Here is an 18,835-nt window from a genome sequence, read left to right as displayed (position 1 = left end):
CGCGCCGTTCATGGCCCGGATTGTCCTGTTCCACAAGCCCTGGGGTGTGCTGCCGCAGTTCACCGACCCTGAGGGGCGGCCGACGCTGGCCGACTACATCGAAATCCCCGGCGTCTACCCGGCCGGACGCCTGGATCGCGACAGCGAGGGCCTGATGGTCCTGACCGACGACGGCCGCCTGAATGCCCGCCTGACTCAGCCACGCCACAAGACCAGCAAGACCTACTGGGTCCAGGTCGAGGGCGAGCCCGACGATGCCGCGCTCGCTGCCCTGCGCGAGGGCATCGAGCTGAAGGATGGCCTCACGCGCCCGGCGAAGGTGGAGCGCATGGATCCACCGGATCTTCCGGAGCGTGATCCGCCGGTGCGTTTCCGCCGCCATATCCCGACCCGCTGGCTGGCCATCACCCTGCGCGAGGGGCGCAATCGCCAGGTGCGCCGGATGACCGCAGCAGTGGGTCACCCGACCCTGCGTCTGGTGCGCTACCGGGTCGGATCGTGGGCCCTCGACGGCCTGGCGCGCGGCGAGGTTCGCGTGCTGGATTCCTGATCCAGAGCCGCTTCTTGCCGGATCTGCCGCCATGCCCCCGCGAAACCGCCCGGAAGCCGTTGCAAGCGCCCCGGGGCTGGCCGATGATGAACAACCATTGAAGCGAGGGCAGGGCATGCGCCTTTCCAGGAACGTAATCGTCGGGCTCGCCGGCCTGTTGCTGGCTCTGGCCGCGTCGCTGCCGGCGGCGGCCGCGGAGGACGACCGCTACGTCTTCGAGCGCAGCCTGTTCCTGCTGGCGGAGCGGGCGCTGAACCGGGGCGACATGACCGCCTACCGCGCCGCGCGCAGCACCCTGACCGGCTATCCGCTGACCCCCTATCTGGATTACCGCGAACTCGCGCGCAATCTCGGTCGCGCCGAACCCGACGCCGTGCGCGACTTCGTGCGCGAACATGACGACACCCCGCTGGCCGCGCGGCTGCGCAGTAGTTACCTGACGCACCTCGCGCGCGAGGAGCAGTGGGAGGACTACCTTGAGTTTGTCGCGGCCACCGGGGCGAAGCCGTCGCTGTCGGTCGAGCAGGACTGCTATCGGCGCCAGGCGCTCTTGAAGGCCGGCGACCGCGATGCCGCGCTGGAAGACATGGAGTCCATCTGGCTGCACGGACAATCCCGTCCGTCCGCCTGCGACCCCGTGCTGGCCGCCTGGCGCGACGCCGACGGTCTGACCGGCGAGCTTGCCTGGGAGCGTTTCGAGCTTGCCGTAAAGGCTGGCCAGACCGGTCTTGCCCGTTATCTGCGGCGCTATCTGGCGGATGCCGATCGCCGCTGGGCGGAACGCTGGCTGGACCTGGCCAGCCGCCCCGCGCGGGTGGTGGAGGTCGACTTCCAGGCCGACGATCACCGCTCGGCCGAGGCGCTGCTGGAGCGGGCCTTTACCCGCTGGGTCCGACAGGATCTGGACGCCGCGCTGGAAGGTTGGGAGGCGTCCGGGGACGCGCTCGGGCTGTCGACCGAGGCCGCCGGGCGCGTGCAGCACGCACTTGCCCTGCGTCTGGCCCTGCGCTATCGCCCCGAGGCCCTGGACTTCATGGCCCGCCTGGAACCCGAGGTGTTCGATACTCAGTTGCGCCAGTGGCAGGTGCGGGCGGCCCTGTACGAGCGCGACTGGGCGACGGTGATGGATGCGATCCGCGCCATGGATCGCGACGTGCGTGACGAGGCGGCGTGGCAGTACTGGTACGCCCGGGCGCTGGAGCAGACCGAGTCGCTGGAGGCTGCCCGGCGCTTCTACGAGCGCGCCGCCCGCGAGCGCAACTTCCACGGCTTCCTGGCCGCTGACCGGCTGGGCCAGCCCTACCGTATCGGGCATGAGCCCCTGGTGCTGGACGACGGGCGCCGGGCGGCCATGCGTGAGCATGCCGGCATGCAGCGCATGCGCGAGCTGGTTCGCCTGGATCGCTACGCCGAGGCCCGCCGCGAGTGGACCCATGCGATCGCGGGCTGGGATACGCCGGAACTGGAGTCGGCGGCGCGCACCTTCGCCGACTGGGGCTGGCATGACCGCGCCATCTTCACCGCTGCGCGGGCGCGTAACTGGGACGATATCGAGCTGCGTTTTCCGCTGGCCTTTGACGACCTCATCGTGACCGGGGCCCGCGAACAGGCCATCGACCCGGCCTGGGCCATGGCCATCGCGCGCCAGGAGAGCGCGTTCCTGCATGACGTGCGTTCCGGGGCCGGCGCGCTGGGGATCATGCAGGTGATGCCGGCGACCGGACGCTCGATCGCCTCGGCGGCCGGGGTACGGGTGAACTCCGACTGGGACATCCTCGACCCGGCGACCAACGCCCGGCTCGGGACCTACTACCTGCGGCGCAACCTCGACCGCTTTGGCGGTCACAGCCTGCTGTCCACCGCGGCCTACAACGCGGGGGCCCACCGCGTGCGCTCCTGGCTGCCGGAGGATCGGGCGATGGACCCGGATATCTGGGCCGAACTGATCCCGTTCTCCGAGACTCGCGATTACATTCGCCGGGTGTTTGCCTACCGTATCCTGTACGCGGTGCGCCTGGGGCAGGAGCCGCCGTCGCTGTCCACGCTGCTGTATCCGGTCACGCCGCAGGACCGCCTGGCCGCCAGCCGCGAACGCCACCTGGCCGCCCTGCCGGGCGATGCGGGCATCACCCTCAGTCGGGCCTTCTGCGACGCCCCGGGCTACACCGACAACGCTTGCTAGGGCGTTTGTTCACCACGAAGCTCACGAAGGCACGAAGAAGGGCCAGGTCAAAAGCGGTTTACAGGAAGACGGGAAGGTAAGAAGGGTTCTTGGTGGGAGACGCCCGGGGAGGGCGCTCACGGTGAAGGCCATTGTGTCGCACCCGGGGCCCGCCTGGCCCTGGCCATCACCACCCGGCCTCGGGCCATCCATCCATTTTCCTTCTGACCTTCGGTCCTTCCTGTGAATCGCCCTTGACCTTCTTCGTGCCTTCGTGCGCTTCGTGGTGAAGAACAGGGTGCTGGAACTAGCCGCGGATGATGTCCTCGCGCATGCGGCTGGCGATGCCGTCGGCCAGTTGCTGCCATTCGGCCGCCAGCGGGGCCTCCAGGTGTTCTTCGGTGGTGGCTTTGAAGTGGCGCATCCAGATGGCCAGGTCGGCCTCGGTCAGGTTCAGCGGCGCGTGCTTGCCGACCATGTCGATGGTCGGCGGCTGTTCCAGGCGCCCGCCCAGGTTCTGGTACCAGAAATCGGCGATCCGGTTCACGTGATCCGGGAAGTCCTGAATGCGCTCGAAGTGATGACCGATCTCGGGGTCGGCCGAGAGGCGGCGGTAGAAGTCGTCGATCACCGCGCGGATGCGCTCGGCGCCGATCTTGTCGCACAGGGGTTCGAGCTTGCGAAAGGCCATGGGGGTCTCCTGACGAATCCTGCGTCAGCCGGTACCCTGCACACAGCAGAGCAACCCGGATGCCGAGGATGAACCGATTCGATTCAGCGGGCCCCGATGCCGTGACGGCGGCGGTGGCCCAGTGCATTGCCGACCATACCGGAACGCCGTTCGAGCCGACAGGAAGCCAGGCCTGTTCCGGGGGCTCCATCAACCAGGCGCAGCGCCTGACCGGGACCGACGGGCGTCGCTTCTTCGTCAAGCTGAGCGGGGGCGATGGCGCCGCGATGTTCGCCGCCGAGGCGCGCGGCCTGGAAGAACTCGCGCGCTGCGAACGGCTGAAGATCCCCGAGGTGGTGGGGACTGGCTCCGCCGGCAGTACCCACTTCCTGGTGATGGAGGATCTCGCGCTGGGCGGGCGTCGCGACGGTGTGGCCCTGGGGCACGGGATCGCCGACATGCACCGGAAGACCCGGACGCGCTTCGGGCTGGATCACGACAACTTCATCGGCAGCACCCCGCAGTCGAATACCGAGCACGACGACTGGGTCTCGTTCTATCGCGACGAGCGCCTGGGCTTCCAGCGCCGGCTGGCGCGCGAGCGCGGGGCCTCGCGCTCGTTGCTGGGAGCGCTGGAGGAGCTGGAGGCCTCCCTGGACGGCTTCTTTGTCGACTACCGCCCCGAGCCATCGCTGCTGCACGGCGACCTGTGGAGCGGCAACTGGGGATTCCTGGCGGACGGGCGCGCGACGATCTTTGATCCGGCGGTGTACTACGGCGACCGCGAGGCCGATCTGGCAATGATGGAGCTGTTCGGCTACCCCGGGCAGGACTTCGTGGCGGCGTACGAGGAGATCCTGCCCATCGACCCGGGCTATGGCGTGCGCCGTACGCTCTACAACCTTTACCACATCCTCAACCACGACCACCTGTTCGGCGGCGGCTACGGCGCCCAGGCCGAGCGCATGATCCGCCAGCTCCTCGCCGAACTGCGCTGACGGCCCACGTCGAGACTTTGAAAGGCAAGGGCGGTTTTACCACGAAGCTCACGAAGTCACGAAGAAGGTCAAGGGCGGGTTTACAGGAAGAAGGGAAGTCAGGAAGAGGTCTTGTGGGGCGGCTGCGGGGCGCGGCCCCGCGCTTTTGCCTTTGCGGTCGCGGCTGGCGCCGGCCTCAGCCCCCAACCCATTTTCCTCCTTCCGAACTTCCTGTGAATCGCTCTTGACCTGGCCCTTCTTCGTGCCTTCGTGCGCTTCGTGGTGAACTAGGGAGACGCTGACTTAATCGCACGTCCGCGTTGGTGCCCCCTGTTTTCCGAGACAAGGCGCGTCGTGCAGCGGGTAGTGGTTCTACCCGCAAGCGGCGCAACGCAGGATCGGGCCATATTCATTCAGAATCGGGGGGCACCAACCCCACAAGCGATTGAGAGCAGGGGCTCGGCCGCCCGTTGTTGATCAAAAACGGGCGCGGGAACGGCGTTGCGGTTCCCTTGTGCAGAATGACTGCACGGCGGTCACCGCGCCTTGTTCGCACGCAAAAGCGACTCGAGCGCGGACGTGCGATTAAATCAGCGTCTCCCTGGGGTTTCAGCGGCCGAGTTCGCGGGAGCGGTCGGCGGCCGCGGTCATTGCGCGGCGCATCAGGTCGCGCAGGTCGCCGTCCTCCAGTACCTGCAGGGCGCGTTCGGTGGTGCCCCCGGGGGAGGTCACGCGGTGGCGCAGTTCGGCAGCGCTCTCGTCGCTCTCGGTGGCCAGGCGGGTGGCGCCGGCGAGGGTCCCCAGGGTCAGCTCCAGCGCGGTATCGGCCGGCAGGCCCAGCGACTGCGCCGCCTCCTGCATGGCCTCGATCATCAGGAACACGTAGGCAGGCCCGCTGCCGGAGGTGGCGGTCACCGCGTGCATCTGCTCCTCGTCCTCGACCCAGATCGCGCGTCCGACCGCTTCCAGTAGCTGGGTCGCGGTGGTGTGGTCCGCGGGGCCGGCGGTGGGGGCGGCGTACAGCCCGGTGACCCCGGCGCCCACCAGGGCCGGGGTGTTCGGCATCGCCCGGACCAGGCGCGTGGCGTCGCCCAGCCAGCCGGCCAGCTGGGCCGTGGTGATGCCGGCGGCCACGGAGATCACCAGGGGCTCGCCGCGGGACACCGCCTCGCGCAGGGTCGGGGCCAGATCCGGCAGGGTCTGCGGCTTGACGGCGAGGACCAGGGTGGCGGCTTCGGCGGACAGTTCCGTGGCCTCGGCGCTGGCCAGACCCGGGTAGCGGGCCTGCAGGTCGCGCACGCGCTCGGCGCTCTTGTCGGCGATCGCGATGCGTTCGGCGGCGTGGCCGGACTGGACCAGCCCCTGGATCAGGGCCTCGCCCATGTTGCCGGCCCCGATGAAGCCGACCTCGAAGCGGTGTTCCGTCATGCAGACTCCTTATTTGGGTGGACGCGGGCCGAACAGGGCGGTGCCGACCCGCACCAGGGTGGCGCCTTCGAGGATCGCGGCCTCGAGATCGCCGGACATGCCCATTGACAGGGTGTCGAGTGTATGCCCCTGGCTGTGCAGGGTATCGCGCAGGTCGCGCAGGCGCGCAAAGGGTTCCCGCTGGCGCCGCGGGTCGTCCTCGGCGGCGGGGATGGTCATCAGGCCGCGCAGTTCCAGGCCCGGCAGGTCACGCACGGCATTGGCCAGGGTGGCGGCCTCGGCGGGCGCCACGCCGGCCTTCTGCGGTTCCTCGCTGATGTTGACCTGCAGACAGACCTGCAGCGGCGGCAGGCCTGCCGGGCGCTGGTCCGAGAGGCGTCGCGCGATGCGTTCGCGATCGACGGTATGCACCCAGGCCGCCCGCTCGGCCACCGCGCGGGTCTTGTTGCTCTGCAGTGCGCCGATAAAGTGCCACTCGAGTCCGAGCGGCGCGGGGGGTGCCTCCAGGGCGTCGTACTTGTCCACCAGTTCGGGCACGTAGTTCTCGCCGAACGCGGACTGGCCGCAGGCGTGCAGGGCGCGGATCTCGTCCGCGTCGCGCGTCTTGCTGACGGCCAGCAGCCGGACCGTATCCGGGTCGCGTCCGGCCTCGCGGCAGGCGGCGTCGATACGGGTCCGAACGGCGCTCAGGGCATGGTCTGGTGTGGTCATTTCCCTATGATATAGTCCGGAAGAACACAAGGTCACCGCGGATTTTTACGCGGCCCTTCATCAAGCGACAGGGCGTGGTGGTTGCGGCTGCCACCCGGGTGCTGGCGCGCCTTGGCGTGGCGCCCGACAACAGGGGGATGCATGGATATCACGCAGTTGCTGGCCTTCGCGGTCAAGAACGGGGCCTCGGACCTGCACATCTCCGCCGGCATGCCGCCGATGGTGCGCATCGACGGCGACATGCGCCGGGTGAATGTGCCGGTCATGGATCACAAAGAGGTCCAGGGCCTGATCTACGACATCATGAACGACCGTCAGCGCAAGGACTACGAGGAGTTCCTGGAGACGGACTTCTCGTTCGAGGTCTCCGGGCTGGCGCGCTTCCGTGTCAATGCCTTCAACCAGGACCGCGGCGCGGCCGCGGTGTTCCGGACCATCCCCTCCAAGGTCCTGACCCTCGAAGAGCTGGGCGCCCCGCGCATCTTCGAGGAGATCTCGAACTACCCGCGCGGCATCGTGCTGGTCACCGGCCCCACCGGCTCGGGCAAGTCCACCACGCTGGCGGGCATGGTCAACCACCGCAACGAGAACGACTACGGGCATATCCTCACCATCGAGGACCCGATCGAGTTCGTGCACGAATCGAAGAAGTCGCTGGTCAACCAGCGCGAGGTGCACCGCGATACCCACGGCTTTTCCGAGGCCCTGCGCTCGGCGCTGCGCGAGGACCCGGACACCATCCTGGTGGGCGAGCTGCGCGACCTCGAGACGATCCGGTTGGCACTGACCGCGGCCGAGACCGGGCACCTGGTGTTCGGCACCCTGCATACCAGCTCCGCGGCCAAGACCATCGACCGTATCGTCGACGTGTTCCCGGCGGCGGAGAAGGACATGGTCCGCGCGATGTTGTCCGAATCGCTGCGCGCGGTCATCGCCCAGACCCTGATGAAGAAGATCGGCGGCGGGCGGATCGCGGCGCACGAGATCATGCTCGGCACGCCGGCGATCCGGAACCTGATCCGCGAGAACAAGATCGCGCAGATGTACTCCACCATCCAGACCAGTGCCGGCACCGGCATGCAGACGCTCGACCAGTGCCTGAAGGACATGCTGGCGCAGGGCGTGATCAGTCGCGAGGATGCCCGCCGCAAGGCGGCCAACCCGGATTCCATTTGATCGATACGGCCCGCTTGGCGTGAACGCCGCACCGGGTATCAGGGGAGAACGCCATGGATCGTGACAAGGCGATCAAGTACATGCATGACCTGCTGCGGGCCCTGGTGGACCGGGGCGGGTCGGACCTGTTCATTACCGTGGGGATGCCGCCGGCGGCCAAGATCGACGGCCGCGTGGTGCCGATGACCGAGCAGAAGCTGACGCCCTCGCACACCCAGGCGCTGGTGCGTTCGCTGATGAACGACAAGCAGTCGGCCGAGTTCGAGCGCCACCAGGAATGCAACTTCGCGATCGGCCTTCAGGGCGTGTCGCGTTTCCGCGTGAATGTCTTCACCCAGCGCGGCAGCCCGGGCATGGTGCTGCGCACGATCAACTCGGTGATCCCGAAATTCGAGGACATCCAGATGCCGCCGCAGCTGGAGAAGATCACCCAGGAGCGGCGCGGGCTGGTGATCTTCGTGGGCGGTACCGGGTCGGGCAAGTCCACCTCGCTGGCGGCGATGATCGGCTACCGCAATCGCACCACGGCCGACCACATCGTCACCATCGAGGATCCGATCGAGTTCGTGCACGAGCACGACAAGAGCATCATCACCCAGCGCGAGGTCGGGGTGGACACCGAGAACTACGAGATCGCGCTGAAGAACACCCTGCGCCAGGCGCCGGACGTGATCCTGATCGGCGAGATCCGCGACCGCGAGACCATGGACTACGGCATCGCCTTCGCCGAGACCGGTCACCTGTGCCTGTCGACGCTGCATGCCAACAGCACCAACCAGGCGCTGGACCGGATCATCAACTTCTTCCCCGAGGACCGGCGCGAGCAGCTGCTGATGGACCTGTCGCTGAACCTGAAGGCAGTGATTTCGCAGCGCCTGGTGCGCAAGGAGAGTGGCGAGGGCCGGGTGCCGGCGGTGGAGATCATGATCAACACCCCGCTGATGTCGGACCTGATCCTGAAGGGCGAGGTGCACGAGATGAAGGAGCTGATGTCGCGTTCGCGCGAGCAGGGCATGCAGACCTTCGACCAGGCCCTGTTCGATCTCTACGAAAATCGCCAGATCAGTTACGACGAGGCTCTGCGCAACGCCGACTCGGTGAACGATCTGCGCCTGCGCATCAAGCTCGACAGCCAGCGTGCCCAGGATGACGGCGCGCCCGCGGTGAAGGATGAAGGCGAGGGTCTGGCGGTCGACGAGCGCGCCGAGGACTTCAACCTGCGCTAGCGCGTCGGGTCAGGGAAACAGACTATGAGCCAGTTGCAGATCGAGCCCTACCTGAAACTGATGGCGCAGAAGGCCGCGTCGGACCTGTTCTTCCTGACGGGCGCGCCGGCCAGCATCAAGGTCGACGGCCAGCTCCAGCCCATCTCGCGCAAGGCGCTGGCCCCGGGCCAGGCCGAGAGTATCGCCCGCGAGATGATGAACGAGCACCAGGCGGAGATCTTCGAGCGCGAGACCGCGGTCAACTTTGGCCTGTCGCGCGAGGGACTGGGACGCTTTCGCGTGAACGTCTATCGCCAGCGCGGCGAGGTCGCGATGGTCATCCGTTTCATCCGTGTGGCGATCCCGACCATCGAGCAGCTGGGCCTGCCCCCCGTGCTAAAGGAGTTTGTCTCGCACAACGACGGGCTGGTGCTGATCGTGGGGGCAACGGGCACCGGGAAATCGACCACCCTGGCATCGATGATCGACTACCGCAGCACGAACAAGAGCGGGCATATCCTCACGGTCGAGGACCCGATCGAGTTCCTGTTCAGCCACAAGCGTTCGATCGTGGGCCAGCGCGAGGTGGGGATTGATACCCCCAGCTACGACCATGCCCTGCAGGAGGGCATGCGCGAGGCGCCGGACGTGATCATGGTCGGCGAGGTGCGTTCGCGCGAGACCATGCGCGCGGCTCTGACCTACGCCGATACCGGCCACCTGGTGCTGACGACCCTGCACGCAACCAACGCCACCCAGGCGCTGGATCGGGTGATCAACCTGTTCCCCGAGGACAACCGCCCGCAGATCCTGTCGGACCTGTCACTGAACCTGCGTGCGATCGTGGCCCAGCGCCTGCTGCAGACCAAGGATGGGCGGCGTGTCGCCGCGCTGGAAATCCTGATCAATACGTCCTACATCGCGGAGCTGATCCGGGACGAGAAGATCAGCGAGATCAAGGAGGTGATGGCGAAGGGCGCGTCCGTGGGCATGCAGACCTTCGATCAGGCCATCGTGAAGTTGTTCAAGAGCGGAGATGTGATGCTGGACGAGGCCCTGAACAAGGCCGACTCGCGCGCCGATCTCGAATGGCGCCTGAACTTCGGCGGCGGTGTATCCTCCGCCGACGAAACCGAGGAGGAGCTCAAGCTCCCTGACAAGTAGGAGCCGGCTCGCCGGCGAAGCCCCAGCCAAAGTCAGGCCAGGGTCTTTCCCTCAGGCCCGCTCCGGCTCCGGAAAGACATCCGCCGCCGCGAACACCGGGCCATCCACGCAGACCCGCTTCATCGCCACGCCCTCCGGGGTGCGCACCGGGACCGTGCAGCCGGCGCAGCCGCCCACCGCGCAGGCCATGAACTCCTCCAGCGAGACCTGGCAGGGCAGGTCGAACTCCGCCGCCAGTTCCGCGCAGGCCTCGAGCATGGGGTGCGGGCCGCAGGCGAAGATCTCCACCTGGTCGCGTTCCGCCGGCGACAGCCCGGCCAGCCAGGCGCGCCCGAGATCGGTCACGAAGCTGTCAAAGGCGCCCGGCAGCCCGGCCTTCGAGGTCAGGCGACAGGCCACGCCCCAGTCCTCCAGCAGCGGCAGGGTCGCAATCGCGCCGTCCGGCAGCCCCGGCCACAGGATCTCGGAGGGGCGCGCGTGAAACGGGAACGGGACCTCGGAGCCCAGCACCGCGTGGGTCTGTCCGGCCTCGCCCTGCAGGTGCAGGCGATGGGCCAGGAAGATCATTGGCGGGATGCCGACCCCGCCGCCCAGCAGCAGCCGCTTCGGCCGCTCCGGGTGCAGGCGGAAGGGCTGGCCGATCGGGCCCAGCACGCTGAGGGTGTCGCCCTTGACCTGTTGCGACAGCGCGCGGGTGCCGTCTCCCACGACCTTGTAGAGAAACTCCACCCAGCCGGCCTCGCGGTCCACGCGCTGGATCGACAGCGGCCGGCGCATCAGCAGTCGCGGCGCGCACTGCAGGTGGGCGAACTGCCCCGGCTGGGCCGCGCGGGCACATTCGGGGGCGAAGACCCGCAGGATCCATTGGTCCGCCCCGGCATCGTGGTGGTCCAGGATGCGCCCCTCTTCCTGGAAGATCGTGCCCCGGTGGGGGCGGGCGGCGGTCTCGCGCGCAGTCATGCGGTGTCCTCGGAAGTCAGGGTCCAGACCGGGCGTCCGGCGACCCAGGTCTCGCGGACCTGACCGGAGAAGGTCCAGTTGAAGAAGGGGGTGTTGTGGCCGGCGCTCAGCCAGTCCTCGCGCCGCACCTCCTGCATCGCGGTCGGGTCCCACAGCACGAAGTCGGCGCGTGCCCCTGGTGTCAGGCGGCCCTGGGCAAAGTCGAGGATCTCCGCCGGCCCGGTGGTCACCCGGGCCAGCGCCTCGTGCAGGCTCATCAGCCCGTCCTCGACCAGGCGCAGCGTCAGCGGCAGCAGGGTCTCCAGCGCCGAGATGCCGGGCTCGGTGCCGGCGAAGGGCCCCAGTTTGCTGTCGGGCTCGTGCGGCTGGTGGTCGGAGCAGATCGCGCTGATGTCGCCGCGCGCGACCGCCGCGCGTAGCCCGTCGCGGTCGCGCTGGCCCCGCAGGGGCGGGATCACATGGCAGTTCGGGTCGTATTCCGCGACGTCCACCTCGGTCAGGAACAGCTGGTGGGCGGCCACGTCCGCGCTGACCGGCAGGCCCTCGGCGCGCGCCTTGGTGATCATCTCCGCACCGCGCCGAGTGGACAGGCGGGCCACATGGACCCGCGCCCCGGTCTGTTCGACCAGTGCCAGGATGGCGCCCAGCGCGGCGGTCTCCGCCGCCTCGGGGATGCTGGCCAGACCGAGGCGGGTGGAGACCGCGCCCTCGTGCATGCAGCCGGAGCCGGTCAGGGCCGGGTCCTGGGCGGACAGCACGATGGTCAGGCCGAAGGTGGTCGCGTATTCCAGTGCGCGGCGCAGGACCAGCAGGCTGGCCAGCGGCTTGCTGGCGTTGCTGACCCCGCGGGCGCCGGCCTGCATCAGGGCCGCCATCTCGGCGAGCTGCTGGCCCTCCAGTTGATGGGTCAGCGCGCCCAGCACGTACACCCGCACGCCGCAGGCCTGGCGGGCGCGGCGGTTGATCAGCTCCACCTCGGCGGGCGAGTCGATCGGAGGTTCGGTGTCCGGCGGCACCACCAGGCTGGTGATTCCGCCGCGGGCTGCCGCCAGGGTCTCGCTGGCGACGGTGGCCTTGTGCTCCTGCCCGGGCTCGCGCAGGCGCGCCGCGAGGTCGATCAGGCCGGGGATGAGCCACAGCCCGCTGGCGTCGATCCGCCGGCGGGGCTCGAAACCGTCCGGGGCCTGGCCGCGGGCGAGGATCTCGCTGCCCTGCACGCACAGCGAGCCGACGGCATCGAAGCCGTCCACCGGATCGAGGATGCGGGCGTTCTCGATCAGCACGCTCATGCCTGGTGGGCCCCCATCACCATGGACATCACCGCCATGCGCACGGAGATGCCGTAGGTGACCTGTTCCAGGATCACCGAGTGCGGGCCGTCGGCCACTGCGGACTCGATCTCCACCCCGCGGTTGGCGGGCCCGGGGTGCATGACCAGGCAGGTCGGATGGGCCAGCTGCAGGCGCCGAGAGGTCAGGCCGAACAGCTGGTAGTACTCGTGTTCGGAGGGCAGGTGGGCGTGTTCCATGCGCTCGCGCTGCAGGCGCAGCATGATGATCACGTCGACATCCTGCAGCCCGGCGTCGAGGTCGTTGTAGACGTGCACGCCGAGCTGGTCGACATCCGCCGGCAGCAGCGAGCAGGGCGCGACCACGCGCACCTCGCCGGTCTGCAGGATGTTCAGCGCATGGATCTGCGAGCGCGCCACGCGCGAGTGCAGGATGTCGCCGACGATCGCGACCTTCAGCTTGGTGAAGTCGCCCTTGTGGCGGCGGATGGTGAACATGTCCAGCAGCGCCTGGGTCGGGTGCGCGTGGCGGCCGTCGCCGGCATTCAGCACGCTGATGCCCGGGGCCACGTGGCGGGCGATGAAGTGCGCGGTGCCGCTCTCCTCGTGGCGCACGACGAACATGTCGACGTTCATCGCCTCGATGTTGCGCAGGGTGTCCAGCAGGCTCTCGCCCTTCACCGCCGAGGACGTGTTGATGTTCACGTTCAGCACATCCGCGGACAGGCGCTTGGCGGCCAGCTCGAAGGTGGTGCGGGTGCGCGTGCTGGCCTCGAAGAACAGGTTGACGATGGTCTTGCCGCGCAGCAGCGGGACCTTCTTCACCGCCTTCTCGTTCATGTTGGCGAACGACTCGGCGGTGTCCAGGATCTCGGTGAGGAGCTCCCGGTTCAGGCCTTCGATGGTCAGCATGTGGCGCAGCTGACCGTCGTCGGTCAGCTGCAGGCGGTTGGGCAGCGGGCCCGGTTCGGGCAGGCGCGCGCCGGGGTGGGCGATCAGGGTCTCGGTCATCCGTCGTGCTTCCGCTGGCTCAGGCCTTCAGGTCCTCGGGGTCGATGGCGACCCGCTCCAGGCGCAGCGGCTCGGGCCCGCGCAGCTTGATCTGTTCGGTCTTGCCGAGCTCCATGTGGGCCCCGACGATCGCGGCCTCCATGGGCAGTTCGCGTCCGTCGCGCTCGACCAGCACCGCCAGGGTTACCGAGGCGGGGCGGCCGTAGTCGAACAGCTCGTTCAGCGCCGCGCGGATCGTGCGCCCGGTGAACAGGACGTCGTCGACCAGCAGCACGTGCTCTCCGTCCAGATCCTCCGGCAACTCGGAGGGGCGTACCTGCGGGTGCATGCCGATGCGCGAGAAGTCGTCGCGGTAGAAGCTGATGTCGAGCTTGCCCAGGGGGCGCTCCACCCCCAGGCGTTCGCGCAGGTGCTCCGCGATCCAGACGCCACCGGAATGGATGCCGACGACGATCGGCTGGTCGATCCCGTGGGTCTTGAGATGGTGGCGGGCCTGTTCGGCCATGTCGTCGAGCAGGGTCGGGACGTCCGGCGTCATGATGCGTTCTCCAGAAACCAGCCTTCGAGGATGACCGCGGCGGCATGGGCGTCCAGCCCCGGGTCGTGGCGTCCCGGCCGGCGGCGCTCGCGGGCCAGGTGGGATGTCAGGTGCTCGTCGCTCCAGTATACCGGTTGCCCGTAGCGTTCTTCGAGGGTGCGGGCGAAGCCCCGGATGCGCCGCGCCAGTGGCGTGGGCTTGCCGTCCGCCTGGGTCGGCCAGCCGACCACGAAACCCTCCGGGGCCCATTCCGCCACCAGCGTGTCGATGCCGGACCACAGGTCGGGCGCGTCGCTGGCGAACGTGCGCAGGCCGCGGGCCGAGCCGGTCAGCTCTTCGCCGACCGCGACCCCGATTCGGCGTCGCCCGTAGTCGAACGCCAGCAGCCCCACGATCAGGCGTGGCCGGAGGCCGAGCTGATCAGATTGACGTCGATGCCGATCAGTTCGGCGGCGGCGCGCCAGCGCTCGGCGCTGGGGCGGTCAAAGAGGATGTCGGCGTCGGCGCGGGCGGTGAGCCAGGCATTCTCGGCCAGCTCGCTCTCCAGCTGGCCAGGGCCCCAACCGGCGTGGCCCAGCGCGATCAGGACTCGGCGCGGGCCCTGCCCGGCGTTGATTGCCTCGAGGATGTCGCGCGAGGTGGTCAACATGATGGAGTCGGTGATGGGCTGGCTGCCGCGCCAGGTCTGCTCGGCGGAATGCAGCACGAAGCCGTGTTCCGGCTGCACCGGGCCGCCGCGGTAGACCGGCATCTCCGGCAGGTCCTCGCCGGGCTCCAGTTCCACGTGCTCCAGCAGTTCGCGCAGCGAGAACTCGGTAGGCTGATTGATGACCAGCCCCAGCGCGCCCTCTTCGTCGTGGTCACAGATATAGGTGACCGCATGGCTGAAGTAGCCATCGTTCAGGCTCGGCATCGCGATCAGGAAGTGATCGCGCAGGCTGTCGGGCTCGTGGCGGGCGGTCGTCGGATTCATGGCTCCAGTATCGATGCTGACCCGGCCGGTCGCAAGGCAGCCGGCGGGGCTGGGCCGATCCGTCAGCGGATCTGCTGCATCTGGTCGCGGCGGAAGGCCCAGGTGCGGGTGATCACCAGTTCGTCGTATTCCTCGCGCATGGCGTCGGTGAACGGGGCATAGGGGGCCGCCAGCTCCACGATGCGGATCGCCGCCTGGTCCAGGACCGGTTCCCCGGAGCTGCGGGCGACCTGGATATCGAGCAGTTCGCCCGCCGGGTTGATGCGCACCGACAGGACCAGGGTCCCGGACAGGCCGCGCCGCCGCGCCTCGTCCGGATAGTTCAGGTTCCCCAGGCGTTCGACCTTGTTGATCCAGGCCTGCAGGTAGGCAGCCTCGGGGGCGCTGCGCGCGGCGAGGCTGTCGAGGTAGCGGGTGCGGCTGGCCCGGGTCGAGAATGCCTGGCGCTCCTCCGCGGGGGCCGCGCGGGCGCTCTCCAGGCCACGGTTCATCAGGGTTGCTGCAGAGGGCCGGTCTTCGGCGTCGGGGGACTCCAGCGGCTCGGGGTCGGCGACCTCGGGTGCCGCGGTACTAGCGTCCGGCGTGTCGGCGGTGACCGCGTCGGGTTCCGGTTCGGGCTCCGGCTGTGCCGGGTCCATGACCAGCGGGCCGGCCTCCGGCAATGGTGCATCGAGGCCCTCCGGCTCGGGCTCGCCGATCCCGGCATCCTCTGCCTCCGGCGCCTGTGCCTCCTGGATCTCCTCGCCCTCGCCGCTGGCGGCCTGGTCCCGGGTGGCGATGTGCTCGACCGCTTCGTCCGGCTCCGGCGGCGGGGCGTCGGGATCGGTGACCCAGGTGATGTCCAGCGGTTCGCGGGTCGGGCTTTCGATCGGGTCGACCGCGAAGCCGATCCCCAGGATGATCAGCGCGTGGGCGACCACCGCGAGGAAGATCATGGTCCCCAGGTGGTCCTGCACGCGCGGCGTCTCCGGCGGGGGCGTGCCCGGACTGGCTTGGGGCGTCATGCCGCCTCCGGCCCGGCGGGGCGGCCACGCACGGCCCCGACGCCCACAAGCGCGCGGGTTCGACGGGGGCTACTGGCTGGGCTGTGGAGTGTGGACATGACGCTGGATTCGCGGATCGGCGAGGACCTGAGCGGTCAGTATACCGGTCAGGCTGCCGGTGATCAGGGCGGCGAGCAACAGCGGGGGCAGCACCAGGGGCAGATTGGGATGCGGGATGATCACCGCCCAGGCGAGCAGGAACTGGCCCGCGACGTGCGCCATCGCCGCCGCGATGCCCAGACCGACCGGTCCGACATGGCGGGGGGCGAAGGGGCGCAGGACCGCCAGCAGGGCGAGGCTCGCGACGGCCCCGGCCAGCGACAGCCAGAAGGCGGGACTCAGTAGTGTCCCCAGCAGCAGGCTGCTTCCGACCACGCGGAGCAGCGTGACCGCCACGGCCGCGCGCCAGCCCAGGGCCAGCAGCGTGATCAGGGTGACGATATTCGCCAGCCCCGGCTTGATGCCCGGGATCGGGCTGGGGATCGCGGCCTCGAGGATCTGGATGCCGATCGCGATGGCGGCGAGCGCGGCGATGGCCCGGTCATGGGCGTCGCTGCCGGCCTGCGGATGCCCGGGCGCCACGGGATTCAATAATGCATGCTGTCGAAGCCGGGGTCGGTGCCGAGCACCTGCAGCGTCAGCCGGTTGGGCAGGCTGACGGCAACGTCGCCGTGGGCCTGCAGCCAGCCGCTGGACTCGCAGATGTCCTGGCGCCCGGGGGAGTCGGCACAGCGTGCCCGGCCCGGTTCGATCTCGATACGGGTGATGCCGGCCGGGCCCTGGACCTCGAGGACCCGGGCGCGATCCAGGGGTTCGTGCTGCGGCGCGACCCCGGCCTGGCTGATGACCAGCACCCGGGCATCGCCCGCAGGGGTGTAGGCCAGCACGAAGGCCGCCACCACGATCCCGGCGGCCAGGCTGCCGATCAGCGCGTCACCCCAGCGCAGCCGGCCGGCGTTCACGGCAGTTCGCGCACCACGAATGGCTCGCGGTCGCGGCCGGGTTGTACCCGGTCGGCCAGTGCCGGCGTGGCCTCGATGCGGTCTTCCAGTACCACCAGTGCGTGGTCGATGCCCATCTTGCGGGCGTATTCCGGCCAGGCCTCCGGCCCGGCGATCATCAGCGTGGTGGCAGCGGCGTCGGCCAGGGCGGGGTCGTGGTGGAGCACGGTGGCGCTGTCGATGCCTTGGCTCGGACGGCCGGTGCGCGGGTCGATCACGTGGTGGATGCGCGTGCCGTCCCAGTCATAGCCGCGTTCGTAGTCGCCGGAGGTGAACAGGGCTTCGCCGCCGTCCAGTTCGATGCTGCCGAGCACGCCGCCGTGCGGGTGGCGGATGCCCACGCGCCACGGGCGTGTCTCGGGGCGGCCCAGGGTCATCAGGTCGCCGCCGGCGTTGAAGATCGCGGCTTCCACCCCGAGTTCCGCGAGCAGGTCCAGCACCCGCTCTACCGCCAGCCCCTTGGCCAGCCCGCCGAAATCGAGCTGCAGGTCCGGGTGGGTGCCCCGCAGGCGCACGCCATTGCGTTCGATATCCTGCATGCTCGGGGGGGCGTCCAGCAGTTCCGCCAGGGTTGCCTCGTCCGGCGGCGGGCCCTTGGGGTCGTCCTGATGGAAGCCCCAGGCCGCCACCAGTCTGCCCAGGGCGGGGTTGAACAGCCCCTCGCTGAGGGCCTCCATCTCGCGGCCGCGCTCGATCAGCGGCAGGACCGAGGGCGGGGCGCTGAATTCGCCCTGCAGGGCCAGCAGTTCGTTGGTCCGGCCAAGGGATCCGGGTTCCCAGGCATGCCAGGAGGTATGCAGGATCTCCAGTTCCTCCTGAACCGCGGTCCCGATGGCCTCCACGTCATACTGGCCCGCGGGGTACAGGCTGAGGTCCACCAGAGTCCCGAAGGCGTAGAAGCCCAGCTGTTCGGTATCCGGTTCCTCGCGGCCGCAGGCGGCCAGCAGGAGGGTGGCGAGCAGCAGGAGCAGGGTGAGGGTCGTCGCGCGGCGCATGCCGGTCATCCTTCGATCGGGCGGGTGAGATAGTCGATGTACTGGCCGGCGAGGTCGTGACCGGTGGCGTCCAGCTCGCGCACGCCGGTGGGGCTGGTGACGTTGATCTCGGTCAGGTAGTCGCCGATGACGTCGATGCCGACAAAATCCAGGCCGCGGGCCTTGAGTTCCGGGGCGATCTCGCGGCAGATCCAGCGGTCGCGCTCGGTCAGCGGGCGGGCCTCGCCGCGGCCGCCCGCGGCGAGATTGGCACGGCTCTCGCCCGCGGCGGGGATGCGCGCCAGGGCATCGGGGCAGGGCTCGCCGCCGATCAGGATGATGCGCTTGTCACCCTCGGTGAACTCCGGCAGGAAGCGCTGGGCGACCACGCTGCGCTGGTCGAATTCGGTGATGGTCTCGAGGATGACCGAGGTGTTCGGGTCGCCCTGGCGGATGCGGAACACCGACGCCCCGCCCATCCCGTCCAGCGGCTTGACCACGATATCGCCCTGCACCTCGAGGAAGGCGCGGATGCGGCTTCGGTCGCGGGTGATCAGCGTGGGCGGGCAGCACTGCGGGAAGTGCGCGGTAAAGGCCTTCTCGTTGACGTCGCGCAGGGCCTGCGGCCGGTTCGACACCCGCACGCCCTCGCGTTCGGCGAGGTCGAGGGCGTAGGTCGCATAGATGTATTCGAGATCGAACGGTGGATCCTTGCGCATTAGCAGCACATCGAAACGGGCCGCCGGGCCCGTCTCCGGATCGCCCAGGCGGAAGAAGTCGTCGCGCTGGTCACGCACCTCGATGGGGCGGCTGCGCGCGCTCGCGCGGCCCTCCTCGATCCACAGATCGGCCGGCTCGAGATAGTGCAGGCGGTGCCCGCGGGCCTGCGCGGCCAGCATCATCGCGAAGCTGGTGTCCTTCCAGGGTTTGATGTCCGCCACCGGGTCCATCAGGATGGCAATGTTCGTGGTCACGTTGCCTCGATCGTGCGGGGTGTCCGGGCAG

At 69.1% G+C, this 18,835-nt stretch carries 20 protein-coding genes; 6 read left to right on the top strand and 14 right to left on the bottom strand.

Translation table 11 applies throughout. The features are described from left to right. Positions 1-10: 10 nt before the first annotated feature. Entirely contained in the window at positions 11-550 is a 540-nt protein-coding gene (locus tag H609_RS0112070) for a pseudouridine synthase (RefSeq protein ID WP_028485043.1), read from the top strand. 115 nt (positions 551-665) lie between these two features. Beyond that, complete coding sequence (locus H609_RS0112065) at positions 666-2,732, top strand: transglycosylase SLT domain-containing protein (protein WP_028485042.1); 2,067 nt, start codon at positions 666-668, stop codon at positions 2,730-2,732. A 286-nt stretch (positions 2,733-3,018) separates the two neighbouring features. Here the strand turns inward: H609_RS0112065 and H609_RS0112060 are convergent, their stop codons facing one another. After that, positions 3,019-3,402, bottom strand: coding sequence for a group III truncated hemoglobin (locus tag H609_RS0112060; RefSeq protein ID WP_018879352.1), 384 nt, complete (start codon positions 3,400-3,402; stop codon positions 3,019-3,021). Positions 3,403-3,470: 68 nt separating this feature from the next. Between H609_RS0112060 and H609_RS0112055 the strand changes: the two genes are divergently transcribed. Beyond that, a complete protein-coding gene (locus H609_RS0112055; protein WP_028485041.1) occupies positions 3,471-4,379 on the top strand; it encodes a fructosamine kinase family protein in 909 nt (302 codons plus the stop codon). A 588-nt stretch (positions 4,380-4,967) separates the two neighbouring features. On the opposite strand, the gene proC is transcribed toward H609_RS0112055, so the two are convergent. After that, positions 4,968-5,786 (bottom strand): pyrroline-5-carboxylate reductase, encoded by an 819-nt coding sequence (gene proC / locus H609_RS0112050; RefSeq protein WP_028485040.1) that lies wholly within the window; start codon positions 5,784-5,786, stop codon positions 4,968-4,970. Between the two features lie 9 nt (positions 5,787-5,795). Continuing rightward, positions 5,796-6,497 carry a YggS family pyridoxal phosphate-dependent enzyme gene (locus tag H609_RS0112045; protein WP_028485039.1) on the bottom strand — a complete coding sequence of 234 codons (702 nt, stop codon included), beginning with the start codon at positions 6,495-6,497 and terminating at the stop codon, positions 5,796-5,798. A 141-nt stretch (positions 6,498-6,638) separates the two neighbouring features. Between H609_RS0112045 and H609_RS0112040 the strand changes: the two genes are divergently transcribed. From H609_RS0112040 to H609_RS0112030, 3 genes are read left to right on the top strand one after another with little or no spacing between them, the layout of a single operon-like run. After that, on the top strand, positions 6,639-7,673 hold the full coding sequence (locus tag H609_RS0112040) for a type IV pilus twitching motility protein PilT (protein ID WP_018865967.1): 1,035 nt from the start codon (positions 6,639-6,641) through the stop codon (positions 7,671-7,673). Positions 7,674-7,726: 53 nt separating this feature from the next. After that, the gene (locus tag H609_RS0112035; protein WP_018865966.1) at positions 7,727-8,899 is read left to right on the top strand and encodes a PilT/PilU family type 4a pilus ATPase; all 1,173 of its coding nucleotides are present in this window, start codon (positions 7,727-7,729) and stop codon (positions 8,897-8,899) included. Between the two features lie 24 nt (positions 8,900-8,923). Continuing rightward, the gene (locus H609_RS0112030) at positions 8,924-10,042 is read left to right on the top strand and encodes a PilT/PilU family type 4a pilus ATPase (protein ID WP_018875956.1); all 1,119 of its coding nucleotides are present in this window, start codon (positions 8,924-8,926) and stop codon (positions 10,040-10,042) included. A gap of 51 nt (positions 10,043-10,093) precedes the next feature. Here the strand turns inward: H609_RS0112030 and H609_RS0112025 are convergent, their stop codons facing one another. The 11 genes from H609_RS0112025 to gshB all read right to left on the bottom strand — a co-directional run bounded on the left by H609_RS0112025 (position 10,094) and on the right by gshB (position 18,804). Beyond that, the gene (locus H609_RS0112025; RefSeq protein WP_028485038.1) at positions 10,094-11,002 is read right to left on the bottom strand and encodes a dihydroorotate dehydrogenase electron transfer subunit; all 909 of its coding nucleotides are present in this window, start codon (positions 11,000-11,002) and stop codon (positions 10,094-10,096) included. Next, positions 10,999-12,291, bottom strand: a complete 1,293-nt coding sequence (locus tag H609_RS0112020; RefSeq protein WP_018877219.1) for a dihydroorotase — start codon at positions 12,289-12,291, stop codon at positions 10,999-11,001. The genes H609_RS0112025 and H609_RS0112020 overlap by 4 nt, the downstream gene beginning before the upstream one ends. Continuing rightward, positions 12,288-13,301, bottom strand: coding sequence for an aspartate carbamoyltransferase catalytic subunit (locus H609_RS0112015; protein WP_018865962.1), 1,014 nt, complete (start codon positions 13,299-13,301; stop codon positions 12,288-12,290). The genes H609_RS0112020 and H609_RS0112015 overlap by 4 nt, the downstream gene beginning before the upstream one ends. Positions 13,302-13,320: 19 nt before the next feature. Continuing rightward, a complete protein-coding gene (gene pyrR / locus H609_RS0112010) occupies positions 13,321-13,839 on the bottom strand; it encodes a bifunctional pyr operon transcriptional regulator/uracil phosphoribosyltransferase PyrR (RefSeq protein ID WP_018865961.1) in 519 nt (172 codons plus the stop codon). Then, positions 13,836-14,231, bottom strand: coding sequence for a Holliday junction resolvase RuvX (gene ruvX / locus H609_RS0112005; protein WP_018865960.1), 396 nt, complete (start codon positions 14,229-14,231; stop codon positions 13,836-13,838). The genes pyrR and ruvX overlap by 4 nt, the downstream gene beginning before the upstream one ends. Before the next feature lie 2 nt (positions 14,232-14,233). Beyond that, positions 14,234-14,812, bottom strand: coding sequence for a YqgE/AlgH family protein (locus H609_RS0112000; protein ID WP_018877220.1), 579 nt, complete (start codon positions 14,810-14,812; stop codon positions 14,234-14,236). Positions 14,813-14,874: 62 nt separating this feature from the next. Next, positions 14,875-15,816 (bottom strand): energy transducer TonB, encoded by a 942-nt coding sequence (locus H609_RS0111995; protein ID WP_028485036.1) that lies wholly within the window; start codon positions 15,814-15,816, stop codon positions 14,875-14,877. Positions 15,817-15,885: 69 nt separating this feature from the next. Further along, positions 15,886-16,437 carry a Gx transporter family protein gene (locus tag H609_RS0111990; protein WP_018865957.1) on the bottom strand — a complete coding sequence of 184 codons (552 nt, stop codon included), beginning with the start codon at positions 16,435-16,437 and terminating at the stop codon, positions 15,886-15,888. Positions 16,438-16,442: 5 nt separating this feature from the next. Continuing rightward, positions 16,443-16,817, bottom strand: coding sequence for a NusG domain II-containing protein (locus tag H609_RS0111985; RefSeq protein ID WP_018865956.1), 375 nt, complete (start codon positions 16,815-16,817; stop codon positions 16,443-16,445). Further along, positions 16,814-17,851, bottom strand: coding sequence for an FAD:protein FMN transferase (locus H609_RS0111980; protein WP_028485035.1), 1,038 nt, complete (start codon positions 17,849-17,851; stop codon positions 16,814-16,816). The genes H609_RS0111985 and H609_RS0111980 overlap by 4 nt, the downstream gene beginning before the upstream one ends. A 5-nt stretch (positions 17,852-17,856) precedes the next feature. After that, a complete protein-coding gene (gene gshB, locus H609_RS0111975) occupies positions 17,857-18,804 on the bottom strand; it encodes a glutathione synthase (protein ID WP_018865954.1) in 948 nt (315 codons plus the stop codon). Between the last annotated feature and the right edge of the window lie 31 nt (positions 18,805-18,835).

Origin of the sequence: Thioalkalivibrio sp. ALE17, assembly GCF_000425605.1 — a bacterium.
GTDB lineage: Bacteria > Pseudomonadota > Gammaproteobacteria > Ectothiorhodospirales > Ectothiorhodospiraceae > Thioalkalivibrio.
This window is presented reverse-complemented; position numbering and strand designations above follow the sequence as displayed.